The sequence below is a fragment of the Candidatus Jordarchaeum sp. genome (assembly GCF_052745115.1).
The window spans coordinates 1-11487 of record NZ_JBRAKS010000110.1 but is presented as its reverse complement, the minus strand read 5'-3'; the positions used below and the strand labels follow the sequence as shown (position 1 = coordinate 11487).

At 37.9% G+C, this 11487-nt stretch carries 13 protein-coding genes; 2 read left to right on the top strand and 11 right to left on the bottom strand.

Features of this window, described 5'->3' with window-relative positions; translation table 11 throughout:
* Nucleotides 1-223: 223 nt before the first annotated feature.
* The 3 genes from ACUVXA_RS09540 to ACUVXA_RS09530 form a co-directional block, all read right to left on the bottom strand.
* A complete protein-coding gene (locus ACUVXA_RS09540; protein WP_445871026.1) occupies nucleotides 224-634 on the bottom strand; it encodes a type II toxin-antitoxin system VapC family toxin in 411 nt (136 codons plus the stop codon).
* Nucleotides 621-848 carry an antitoxin VapB family protein gene (locus tag ACUVXA_RS09535; RefSeq protein ID WP_445871025.1) on the bottom strand — a complete coding sequence of 76 codons (228 nt, stop codon included), beginning with the start codon at nucleotides 846-848 and terminating at the stop codon, nucleotides 621-623. Before ACUVXA_RS09535 ends, ACUVXA_RS09540 begins: the two co-directional genes overlap by 14 nt.
* 210 nt (nucleotides 849-1058) lie before the next feature.
* A complete protein-coding gene (locus ACUVXA_RS09530; protein ID WP_445871024.1) occupies nucleotides 1059-2078 on the bottom strand; it encodes a sugar nucleotidyltransferase in 1020 nt (339 codons plus the stop codon).
* Nucleotides 2079-2498: 420 nt separating this feature from the next.
* Here ACUVXA_RS09530 and ACUVXA_RS09525 point away from each other — a divergent pair, with 420 nt between their 5' ends.
* Together ACUVXA_RS09525 and ACUVXA_RS09520 are read left to right on the top strand one after the other, a co-directional pair.
* On the top strand, nucleotides 2499-2819 hold the full coding sequence (locus tag ACUVXA_RS09525; RefSeq protein ID WP_445871023.1) for a winged helix-turn-helix domain-containing protein: 321 nt from the start codon (nucleotides 2499-2501) through the stop codon (nucleotides 2817-2819).
* Nucleotides 2816-3295: a type II toxin-antitoxin system VapC family toxin gene (locus ACUVXA_RS09520; protein ID WP_445871022.1), complete on the top strand. Its 480-nt coding sequence runs from the start codon at nucleotides 2816-2818 to the stop codon at nucleotides 3293-3295. The genes ACUVXA_RS09525 and ACUVXA_RS09520 overlap by 4 nt, the downstream gene beginning before the upstream one ends.
* A 167-nt stretch (nucleotides 3296-3462) precedes the next feature.
* On the opposite strand, the gene cysC is transcribed toward ACUVXA_RS09520, so the two are convergent.
* The 8 genes from cysC to ACUVXA_RS09480 form a co-directional block, all read right to left on the bottom strand.
* Nucleotides 3463-4005 carry an adenylyl-sulfate kinase gene (cysC, locus tag ACUVXA_RS09515; RefSeq protein WP_445871021.1) on the bottom strand — a complete coding sequence of 181 codons (543 nt, stop codon included), beginning with the start codon at nucleotides 4003-4005 and terminating at the stop codon, nucleotides 3463-3465.
* 6 nt (nucleotides 4006-4011) lie between these two features.
* A complete protein-coding gene (locus ACUVXA_RS09510; protein ID WP_445871020.1) occupies nucleotides 4012-5388 on the bottom strand; it encodes an alkaline phosphatase family protein in 1377 nt (458 codons plus the stop codon).
* A gap of 2 nt (nucleotides 5389-5390) precedes the next feature.
* Entirely contained in the window at nucleotides 5391-6440 is a 1050-nt protein-coding gene (locus ACUVXA_RS09505; protein ID WP_445871019.1) for a DHH family phosphoesterase, read from the bottom strand.
* Between the two features lie 7 nt (nucleotides 6441-6447).
* Nucleotides 6448-7587 (bottom strand): sulfate adenylyltransferase, encoded by a 1140-nt coding sequence (sat, locus tag ACUVXA_RS09500; RefSeq protein WP_445871018.1) that lies wholly within the window; start codon nucleotides 7585-7587, stop codon nucleotides 6448-6450.
* A 28-nt stretch (nucleotides 7588-7615) separates the two neighbouring features.
* The gene (locus ACUVXA_RS09495) at nucleotides 7616-7843 is read right to left on the bottom strand and encodes a CopG family transcriptional regulator (RefSeq protein ID WP_445871017.1); all 228 of its coding nucleotides are present in this window, start codon (nucleotides 7841-7843) and stop codon (nucleotides 7616-7618) included.
* Nucleotides 7844-8007: 164 nt separating this feature from the next.
* Nucleotides 8008-9612 (bottom strand): alkaline phosphatase family protein, encoded by a 1605-nt coding sequence (locus ACUVXA_RS09490; protein ID WP_445871016.1) that lies wholly within the window; start codon nucleotides 9610-9612, stop codon nucleotides 8008-8010.
* A 246-nt stretch (nucleotides 9613-9858) separates the two neighbouring features.
* Nucleotides 9859-10566 (bottom strand): glycosyltransferase family A protein, encoded by a 708-nt coding sequence (locus tag ACUVXA_RS09485; protein WP_445871015.1) that lies wholly within the window; start codon nucleotides 10564-10566, stop codon nucleotides 9859-9861.
* A 121-nt stretch (nucleotides 10567-10687) separates the two neighbouring features.
* The coding region (locus ACUVXA_RS09480; RefSeq protein ID WP_445871014.1) for an FkbM family methyltransferase at nucleotides 10688-11487 on the bottom strand (800 nt) is incomplete at its 5' end.

Here is an 11487-nt window from a genome sequence, read left to right as displayed (position 1 = left end):
GAACCGAACACCATTTAGGCGGTGTCCTAAATGGGTAAGTTTCGGACAACGGTAGGTGAGCCGGCTTTGCTGGCAATAGGCTTTAGTTAAGCTCTCACCTCATCATACTGGGTTTCCGTGTGTCTTTCATGGTGTTCTCCTCGATTATGCATCTTTAGATACGCAAACCAGAAACGGAATTCCAGCTTTCTTGAAAAACCTTTTTAGTTTTTAATCAGAAGGACTAGTACGTTTCCACCTTCAATCCGGTAATTTCCATAATCCATATAAAATGTTTTTCATTTTTTGTAACTATTGCTCTGCAACCGTTGTTTATAGCAATTGCAGCCACAACTGCATCGACGCCAACGCGTTTTCCATCTCTCGCCAGTTCTCCTGCTATTTTTGCAGCTAGGACTGCGTCACTATATCTAAAACTCAAAACTTCTAATCTCTCAAGGGCTCCTCTTAGTTTGTTTATTATCTTTTCTCTTTTTTCATCATCTTTTACTGCGTAAGCCCCAAACAATGCCTCGTAAACATTTAGAGCTGTTGTTGCATGAACACCCTCGTCATCAAGTTTTGTAGTGAGCTTCCTAATAGTACTTGGCCTTCTAATGAGGTCTACAAAGTAAGTTGTGTCAATACATTTCATGCTCCAGCCTTCTATCCATTTCTTTCCTAATCGCCCCTACTGCTTCCTCATACTCCCGTACATCACTTAATTCGGGATACAAATCTAGTACATCAATTAGTTTGCCTTTTTTCCCTACTAGTCTCTTTATGACGTCTGAGAAGCTCTCGTCATTTCTTTTGATACTTTTTAAAAGTTTGTACGCTTCATCCGAGAGAGAGATCGTTTTTGTCACATGTGCACATATATGTGCATATATTTAAGCTTGGCGGAAAAATAACAATCCCTCTAGAAAGCTTCTACCAAAAAACATGCTAGGCACTAAAGGTTAGCACTAAGATCCGTAGAACATATTTTCTTAACTTTATCTTTAATGGTTCTTAGATCGGAAAAATGGTTTCGGTTAGTGTTAGGTGTATTGATGCGTGGTCCCCTACATTCAGTTCTAGTATGTTAGGTGTATTGATGCGTGGTCCCCTACATTCAGTTCTAGTAGGGTTCCTTTGACGATTGCCTCGTCTCCTATTAGGGTGTTGGTTAGGTTGGTGTTCTCTATTTGTGCGTGTGTTCCGATTATGGTGTTTTTTATTATCGAGTTTTTTATTGTTGCGTTTTCGGCTACTGATACGTATGGTCCTAGTACGGAGTTTTCGATTCTGCATTCTTCTGCTATTGCTACTGGGGGGATTATTATGGTGTTTGCTGGTTGGCTGTGTGTTAGTTTTGTGTGGTTTTTGTGTTTTTCTTGGAGTATTATTCGGTTTGCTTCGAGTAGGGTGTTTTTTCTTCCGCAGTCGTACCACTTTTCAACTTTGAAAGTTTTAAGATGTGATTTCCAATCTATCATTTTTTGTAGGGCGTCTGTTAATTGGTACTCCTCCTTGGTTTGTACCCCTTTTTTCATTATTTCTTCTAGGGCTTTGTAGAGTAGTGGGGTATCGTTTATGATGTAGACTCCGGATATTGCCAGATTTGATAGGGGTTTGCTTGGTTTTTCGACAAGTTTGGTGATTTTGCCGTTTTTTATTTTTACGTTTCCATAGTTTTGGGGTTGGTCTACTTCTTTTACTCCTATTGAGGCTTCGCATTCCCCGTTTTTATTGTGTTTTTGAAGCATGTCTTTGTATGTTTGCAGGAATATCATGTCTCCTAGGAGGATCATTAGGGGCTGGTCGATTGCCTGTTCCTTAGCCACATAAACCGCATGTCCCAGTCCGAGCCGGGGCTCTTGCTCAACAAAAATGAATTTGAAGCGGTTTGAGTAGTTTTTTTGGAGGTATTCTGCGATTGGTTCTTTCATATAGCCCAGTATAACAATCACTTCTTTGATTTGTGTGGTTTTTAGGTTGTCTAAGATGTGCCCTATGATTGGTTTGTCGGCTACACGGAGGAGGGATTTGGGTTTCGTGTTTGTTTGAGGTCTGAGACGTGTTCCACGCCCCGCCGCAGGTATTAATGCTCTCAACTCTCTATCAATGCTCCTCTTCTAAATGATTAAAGGACTTTTGTGAGAATTCTGTCAAGTGTATTTAATAATTTATTTCCATGGTTTTTATACTGGAAATATAGGCTTAAGAATTGAAATATATTTATAGATTTTAGATTAAGCTGACTATTAATTATTTCGCAAGCATTATTGAATAATCTTTCTTCGGAAGACTTGTTCTGTATGTTTTCTCTCTTGTTCATCAGATTGGAGGACAAAAGTGTATAAGCGTTTTATATAGGGAAAGATTCAAGGACACACTTTCCTCAAAAAGTTTTAACTTCCATCTAAATTTAATTGATCGCTAGGATATCTCCCGAGGGCGATGGATGGCTCGTGAAATGAATGCCTATGCATATGTTTATATATTCTGAGATATATCTTACTATTGGTGTTAATATGGATGATACGGCAAATCGGATTATGGAGATTCTTTCTGAGGGGCCAAAAACTCCTGATGAAATTGCTAAAAGGTTAAGAGTTTCGTGGGCTACTGCGAATGGTAAGCTTCACCAATTGATCGGAAGTGGAAAAGTCGACTACGTCAGGAAGGGAAGGGTAAACATTTTCTTTCTCAAATCCCCTCAGAGCCTAGGATTCGAAGTGCCTGTATGGGTTAAATCCAAGAGCCTTGCGGAGTTAGCAGAAGAACTAGAGCCGTATTTTGAGGAGGAAATAACTGCAGCAGACATCGTTCGAAGGGAGCGTAGAAAGTATTGAATATTGCACTCGATACAGGGGTGCTTGTCGCCGCGATTAAGAAGAGGGGAGAAAAATACAATCAAGAAGCTGTTCGAATAGCAGACCTTATCAGAGATTCCAAAAGCAATGCAGTAACATCCTCCCTTGTTCTCATCGAATTTCCAGGGGCTCTCGCGTCTTCCACCACAATGCCCATTGAGAAAATTTACGCAGCTGAACTTTCAGTGCAGAAAAATTTCAATCTGATAATCTTACCATTCCACCCGTATGTTAACACGACTCTCAATCTAATATTTGAATTTCGCGAATTAAAACGAAAGCTGGGAATCGGTGCTGCTGACTTCCATCACCTAGCTACAGCCATAGATGAGGATGCTGAAGCCTTTGTAACAGTGGATGAACGCCACCTTCTGAAAAGAGAAGCAAGAGAAGCCTTAAACAAGTATATTGAAATACTGGACCCTAAGGAAGCCCTTGAAATTTTTAAGGAATAAGTGTTTTAAGCTTCCAATCATCATTCGAGATTCTAAGAAAAAATTTTTTGATGATTTCGAACTTTTATAAATTTTGATACATTACTGTGTCATGTTGTTAAGGTTCCACTGTTACGGTTTCTACCACCTCTGAATCTCAAAAAAAATCTCGAAGTTGGATAAATCTGTTAGCTGGTGTGTGAAGTGGTAAGGTATTTCAATTCTTCCAGTTTTTTGATTATTTTATTTACGCTTTCTTCTAGGCTTTCTTTGGATGTGTCCACGGTTACCTCAGAGTTTAACGGTTCTTCATAGGGATCTTGAATTCCGGTTAAGTCGTTTATTTCTCCATTTATTGCCTTTTTATAGAGACCCTTTGGATCTCGTTTCATGCACTCTTCTATGGGGCATTTTACCCAGACCTCAACGAAGTTGCCTATTTGTTTTCTGGCTTGTTCACGGAAGTTTCTGAAGGGCGATATTAAGCCTACAATTACTGCTACTCCGTTTCTCACCAAAAGTTTGGTTACATAGGCAACCCTCCTGGCATGGGTCTCTCGATCCTCTTTGGTGAAACCTAGGTCGGGGCTTAGGTTCATTCTCACCTCATCCCCGTCAAGAACCTCCACATTTAATTTCTTTTCTCTTAAAATCTTTTCTAGAGCTCGTGCTATGGTGGTTTTACCGCTTGCTGGCAAGCCTGTAAGCCAAACTGCGAATCCTTTTCTCAATATTGTTCACCAAGTTATGGCTTTTCCCAGCATTTCTTTGGGAATCGGTACCTCCATAATGCTGAGAACCGTGGGGGCTACGTCGAGTATGTTAAGGTTTTGGAGTTCTGAGCCGGATTTTTTTGTTGGATCGTAGAGGATGAATACTCCGTACTCGGAGTGCACCGCGTCATCCGGTCCGGTGTCGTTTTCGGGCAGGTACAGGGTGTCGTATCCGACGGTGCCTGCGGATCTCCAGTATAGATCATCGAGGTAAACTATTAAGTCGGGGTAATCACCGTTGAGTTCTTCATAAATATCTTCAGGATTGTAAACCTTATTATCGAACTTCTCCCCATTCTCTCCCTTAATGTTTTTTATTTTTTCTATTAGTTCGTCTAGTACTTTTTCATAGTCTTCGGGGATTACTGTTCCTTGGGGTTCTCTGCCTTCAACATTAATGAATATTCGGGCGTAGTAGCCTCCCCACCCCCATGCTCTGGTTTTGCTCCAATCGATCTGGGATTCTTCTATTCTTGCCCCCCTCTCCGGTTCCGTTTTCAGTTTTAGGTATCCTTCTCTCATTAGCCACTGGTTGATGCAAAATGCACCCTTCATTCCTTTAGCACCGTGGTCTGAAACCAGTAGCACAATGGTATTATCGTCTATAATGTTTAGTATTTCCCCGATCCTTTGGTCTAGATATTTGTAGTATTCTTTGACCACATTTTCATATTTGTTGTTGGGAACATGTTTTGGATGCTTCTTGTCAAAAAACTTCCAGAAGGAGTGGTGTATTCGGTCTAAACCGATTTCTACGAAAGTGAAAAAATTCCAATCCTTTTCTTTTATCAGATACTTTATCACTTCAAAGTGTTGTTTGGTCATCTCGTACGTTTTTTCTAAGACCTCATCTCTTTTCTCTGTTCTAAACTCTACGTCAAATATGTATTCACCAAACTGTTCTTCTAACTCTTTCTTTAACTCAGGGGGATAAGTGTAATCCTTAGTGGCATCAGGAGTAATAAAGCAAGAGACCAGACATCCGTTAACTGGCTTGGGTGGATAACTTGGAGGCACACCGACCACACAGGATTTGAGTCCTTTTTCGGATATGATGTCCCAAATGGTTTTGTGTTTTATGTTTCGGGAGCTGGCTATCCATACATCGTAAGAGTAGCTCTTTTTGTGTCTGAACCCGTATAAGCCGAGGGTTCCGGGATCTCTGCTGGTCATCATAACCATCCAAGCAGGAATGGTTATTGGGGGAATGCAGGATTTTAGTTTGCCGAAGACACCATGATTTGTCATTTTTTTGATATTTGGCAGTTCATCTAGAAATTTTTCAAAAACCAGTTCTGGCGCCGCACAATCTAAACCTATAATCAATACCTTTTTTGACATCTCTAACGGGACTCTCCTAACTTCGATAATATGAGTTCTAGAAATTTTTCTGTTTCGTTCTTGGGCACAACTGCTGCAAAAACCTCTTTTTTGCCACCCGCGCTGTATCCCAAGCCTCTGGCAAAATCTATAATTTTCTGGGAATCAAAAAAATTGCTTCCAGTTCTTACGTAGACTTGGTCTCGATCCTTAAACCAGCCTCTATTGATAACAACCACTATTTTGCCATTATTTTTCCAGGCGAGCCTCCTTGTGATAGTAGACGTTATATTGTAGGGGGTGTTTATCTCCCATATTAGAATTTTACCCTCTATGCGGATCGGCGGTTTGTCGACATGTTCCTCCACAGCTTCTCTCAGTTTTTCGAAATTTTTATTCCATTTTGAATGTTCTAGAATTGCTTTCAAATCATTTTTTAACAACACGTACGGTGCGTTGAGCACCCCTTTTCTATCTCCAACTTTGTAATTAGAATCTATTAGCTCCACCATTCTCAGAAGGTTTTCAAAGGAGATTTCCAGTTTTTCAATGAACTCGTTTACCGCAAGGTAAATATTTCTTTTGTCTTTGAGTTTGATTTCGTGATCCCCCACCGCACCAAGCACTGCCCAAATATTTAATGAATTGCCTAAATAATTGTTGACAATCCAAGAGGTAGAGGGATACTTTTCACCATTTTTTCCCTCAATTATGGGATTAAGGTGATAGATTTCACTTATTTTTTCTTGAAAGTGGTGGTCGAAATAAAATAATTCTGCTTTTGAGACATTTTTTAGTTTTAAAATGTTATTTTTTGGAAAATTTATGTCAGCCACTATTATAAAATCATAGTTTTGTGAACTTATTTCATTTATTTCCTGGTCCTCAAGAAAGTAGTTGCCAATAATAGGAGTAAAATTTTGAACAACCAATTTTTCACCCATTTTTTCCAAGTATTCGAGAAACAGCGCTGCTGAAGATATGCCATCTGTATCCCAGTGGTGAATTATTAACCCCTTTTTATAGTTTTTAACACACCTAATCTCTGGCTCACCCAATTCAGAGGAAAACATCTGTTCTTTACTCCACAAATGGGTTTCCCGACCGCAGAATTATGTCGACAACCTCTGGACGCATCATTTCCTTTGGAGGATAGCGCCCGCTGATGAGAATTTCGCGTATTTTTGTTCCGCTGAATTTTATGCAATGCTCTTCCTCATGGGGACAGGTCTTTTCGTTTACAACGCTGCCACATTTTTTACAGTAGTAAAATGCTTTGAAAAACAGTGGGATTATTCCTAGGTCTGGGAATTCATCGAATATATCTTGTGCGGCGTACGGTGGATAGAAGTCGCCCACCCCAGCGTGGTCTCTTCCTACTATGAAGTGGGTGCATCCGAAGTTTTTCCTTACAATGGCGTGAAATATTGCTTCTCTTGGTCCAGCGTATCTCATCTCAAAGGGTAGAATGCTCATGACGGCACGGTCTTTTAGATAGTAGTTTTTTATCAGAGCATCGTAGGCTTCCAGTATAACTTCATCCCGGAAGTCACCCGCCTTCTTTTTTCCGATAACGGGATTGATGAATACTCCGTCAACAAAGGTTAGAGCTGTCTTTTGCACATATTCGTGTCCCAGATGGGGAGCATTTCTGGTTTGGAATCCGACTATGGTTCTCCACCCTTTCTCCCTAAATAGTATCCTAGTTTCTACCGGCCTTAGATTATATTTTGAAAAAGGGGTTTTCATTTCAGTTATAAGATTAATCTTTCCGCCCAAAAGACGGTCTCCCAAATCATTTACCTTGACTACCCCGGGATGTTTAGTGTCCGTGGTTCCGTAGACTTTCTGGGCGAATTCCTCTTTGTCATATTTGTACACCTCTTCGATTTGCATTAATGCTAGAGTCCCGTTTTCGTACGAGAGGATAATAGTGTCACCGGATCCTATTTTAAAATTACTTGGGGCATCTAAGACTATTGGTATTGTCCAAGGCAAGTCGTCGGCTAATCTTTTTTCATCTAGAACACTGGAATAGTCCTCCTCCAAGAGAAAGCCCTCTAGGGGACTGAAGACCCCCTTGGCTATGTTTTCCACATCTTTAGCTAGTCCTTCATTAATGTTTATGATGGGAAGTTCGCTTGCCTGTTCTAAGAATTTTTCTTTTTGATGCTCGGGTATTTCCCGGTTTACCAGTTTTCCACCATGAGGTTTGGGCATATATGAAACCTTCTCAATTGAATGGGGGTTAGCCTAGATATCCTAGGGCTCTGAGTCTATCCTTTACTCTCTCCTCATCCTCTTTGGTAAAGGGCTCTCCTTCTTCTTCCTCTTCTTCAGCTACAATTTCACGAAGCACGTATGTTACGTAGCTTGAAACGGATGTAAAACCGGTGTCCTTGATTCTTTCTTGAACTTTTTTAAATAGCGGTGTGGGTATTGAAACAGTTGTAAATTTTTTATCTTTTTTAGGCAATTTAAACACCTTGTAATTAATTATAATTAACACTTAGATGCTTTGGACTATTAAAAATTTTTGACATAAAATAAATCTAAGAACATAACCAAAAAGTAATATATGCTTCTAAGAGAGTTATCAGGCAGTTTAATTTTAACAAATTTAGAAATTAGCTATTATTCTCATATTTTTTCTAATTTCTTTAATTTTCTGATTTTTTCTTTTATGACAATTTTTTCTGTCTCCACATCCCGATATAGAACCTCTTTTTTGGCTAACTCTGAGCTTTCTTGGAATATTTCGGTTAAGACTCTGCCATCCATGCTTGTAGGAATTGGCACGTTAAACATGTGAAGTATTGTGGGAGCTAGGTCGTAAATGGTGGCGTTTTCTATCCAATATCCATTTTTAATGTCTGGACCATACGCTATAAATATGCCTTGAAGTGTGTGATAAGCTGACCAAGGGTTTCCGGAGTAATCCCAGCTACTTCTCATTAGACTGTCGTATATTCTGTATCCATCGTTGGGTATTAAAATTAGGTCTGGTGCCAGTTCTAGATGTTCTCCGTGGTAAATTTCCTCCTTCCTTTTAACATCAGCCATCAGGTTTTCCCCTGTTTTCGGATTTTTTATCATCTTTATTTCTTTGATTAGTAGTGTTCTTAGTGTTTCGTACTCTTTTTGGTCGAGTTCTGGATTTAAGAATATCCCGCATTCCCCGACACAAATGGCCTTGGTTGCGCCCCAGTCCACCTGCCATATCAATTTTGGACCTGAAACCTCTGGTGGAATGATCTTTTGCTGGAGATCAGTTAATTTTTCTTTGGATATGATTCGCCTCACGATCTTGTCTAGGCCTATTTGGCGTATAATATTTGATGTTTTCTTATTAGATAGTCTGAGCCTGTTTAGTAAGATGTTAAAAATGGATAGATTCAAATATCCATTCTCCAAGAACCAGTTATTCGGGGAAAAGATTGCTTTTAAGCCTGCGAAACCATGATCGGACATTATTAAAACATTGGTATCTTCTTCAAGCTGTTCAAGTAGTTTTCCTATTTCTGAATCGATCATTTTCCAAATATTTTTAATAACTCCACCAAATCTTTTGTCTTTGTTTTCCATTTCTTTCCAGAAAAAGTGTTGTATGGCATCGGTGTAAAAAATGGTTGTGTGAACAAAATCAGGCGAATAAAGTTTAATTAGATATTTAGTTACTTCAAATCTTTTTTTAATAAGTTCCTCCACCTCTGAAACGAGTATATTTTTTCTAGCCAATTGATACTTTGGATCAAGAGTATATCCACTAGGATTTATTTTATAATCATACTTTTCAACTATAGTCTTTTTTAAATCTTTTGGAAAAGTGTAATCAGCGGAATCAGACATAGGAAAACCGGAAATTATAAAACCTTTTATCCTTCTTGGGGGACACAAGAGGGGAAGGTTTATGACACCGGACGTTAATCCCAGCTCCCCTAAGTAATCCCAAATTTCCTTACTCCGAAAAGGATCAGAAGCCATAACAGTTAATTCGAGGTTTTTAATATCGAAACTGCACCAACTAAACAGACCAAGCTTCCCCGGATTTTTACCCGTAGAAAAGGATTTCCATGCGGGGGAAGTTGTGAAGGGATAGGTACTTTGTAAATTTCCCCAAACACCTTGTTCCATGAGCCCTCCAATATTTGGTAACTGACCCCTTTTAACCAAAGGTAGAAGTATGTTCCATGTTGCACCGTCCAAACCGATTATTAGGGCTCTCAAATTTGCACATCCGGTCATTAAAAATTACACTAAAATATACATTCAAAAGGTTTTAACCTTCTTTCTTGTAATCAATATACTATAAAAAATTTTCTTCTTTGATATAATTTTAATGCCAAATTTGATATAAACACATCAAACTAAATAGATCTTTTAAATTGATGATAAGTAGCAAGCAAATGTAAAATACAAAATGCATTTACCAAAATATACAACTATTTGTCTACTCTTATCCAACCAGATTACCTAAAGTGTACTTAACAGCTAGCTATATAGACCTTTCGTCCATCCTACTAAAAATTCGAGATAATGACTTGCTAACCAAAAGGCAGTTTTCAAACTGTGGCATTTTATAGCAACGAAGAGGGATACAAATGGAATCTGGAAAAACCTTCGAACAACCCATCTTTTTGGATACAGTTTGAGTTTATTGTAAATATATCCGAGTTGAATCATATTATGCATTTTTATATAGTGAAAGCCATTAACTCTCACTTTTTTCCATTTCCACTTCTTAGTGACATATTGGTATAATACTTGATCTTCACCCCAAAAAATTTTAGGAGGATTGTAACCCTTTAGTACCTCTTTTCGCATCAGACAGTTATTAATTCCTGGGTTTCCTAATTTGCTAGGGTTGCGAAACATCCAGACGGTTTCCGTATAGGGTCCAAGGTGGGGGTGCATTTGGGCAATCATGCCACCTATAGCTCCCGTGTCATCATCTATGTGGCTGGTCATTGTTTTCCACCAATCTTTGCCTATCAAAATATCATCATCGAGAAATACGAACCATTCTGTTGAAACCATCTCGTATGCTTTTTTCCTTGCCGTGCTTAATGCTCCACCCTCTATGATGATCAATTTGTTGACAGGAATTTCTTTATAGACGCTCTCTATAAATTCATTCTTAATGTTCTCTTTTGTTTTCACAGGAATAACAATATCCACTTTATCTGGGATGTCTTTCATTTAAATTCCTCTATAAATGTTCTCATGCATTTTTTAGGCTAGAAAGAGTATAAATAAATTATTCTTTGGTTAATAAAAATGAAATTATAAATTCATAATTTATATTCAAAAGGGTTAAAACTTACCTCTTAAAAAAGCAAATTACAGGCCACTCTAATTCAATAAAAGTCAATAAAGTATTAGGAGAATTTTTGACATCTCCATATTGTATTCCAGGTTCCGCTTTTTTTAGAATTTTATTTAGCAATTCTATTTTATTATATAGCCCCATTTCGATTTCTTTGTAAATTGCTTCAATTTTGAAATTATTTTTTTCCATAATATGTAGAATGTACATTATTTTATCTTTAGAAATTAAATGAGGATGAAATTCAATAAATAGTCTTAAAGGTTTATTGCTTTCTAAAAGTTTTTTTGCACCCTTAATTATATTGTACTCATATCCTTCTACGTCCATCCTAACTAATGTAGGATACTTATCAACAAACCTTTTTACAAAAGTATCTAACGTTATTACCGGAACATCTAATACATTTATAATATTTGTATCACTAATTTTTGTTAATGAAGCCCAGTTTGATTTATTCGAAATATACATTTTTTCTTTGCCGTTTTTATCTCCAATAGCGTACTGAAATATTTTAATATTTGAATACTTATTTAATTTAGTATTTTTTATAAGTAAATCTACATTGGAGGGTACGGGTTCAATTGCAAAAACCTTACCGTTCCTTGCAAATTTTGCCTCCAGTAAGGCATAATACCCGAGATTAGCCCCTATGTCAATTATAACATCATCATCTTTTATGATTCTTTTCATCATTTGTGTTGAGAGTGGTTCTCTTATTTTATAAAGTAATAAATCTTTTGAGATGCCTGAATCATTAATCATTAGATACATTAAACTTTCATTTATTTTCC

Coding starts and splice junctions, on each gene's coding strand:
- ACUVXA_RS09490 (WP_445871016.1), bottom strand. CDS start 9,612: ATGACCGGATGTGCAAATTTGAGAGCCCTAATAATCGGTTTGGACGGT.
- ACUVXA_RS09540 (WP_445871026.1), bottom strand. CDS start 634: ATGAAATGTATTGACACAACTTACTTTGTAGACCTCATTAGAAGGCCA.
- ACUVXA_RS09510 (WP_445871020.1), bottom strand. CDS start 5,388: ATGTCAAAAAAGGTATTGATTATAGGTTTAGATTGTGCGGCGCCAGAA.
- ACUVXA_RS09525 (WP_445871023.1), top strand. CDS start 2,499: ATGGATGATACGGCAAATCGGATTATGGAGATTCTTTCTGAGGGGCCA.
- sat (WP_445871018.1), bottom strand. CDS start 7,587: ATGCCCAAACCTCATGGTGGAAAACTGGTAAACCGGGAAATACCCGAG.
- ACUVXA_RS09505 (WP_445871019.1), bottom strand. CDS start 6,440: ATGTTTTCCTCTGAATTGGGTGAGCCAGAGATTAGGTGTGTTAAAAAC.
- ACUVXA_RS09485 (WP_445871015.1), bottom strand. CDS start 10,566: ATGAAAGACATCCCAGATAAAGTGGATATTGTTATTCCTGTGAAAACA.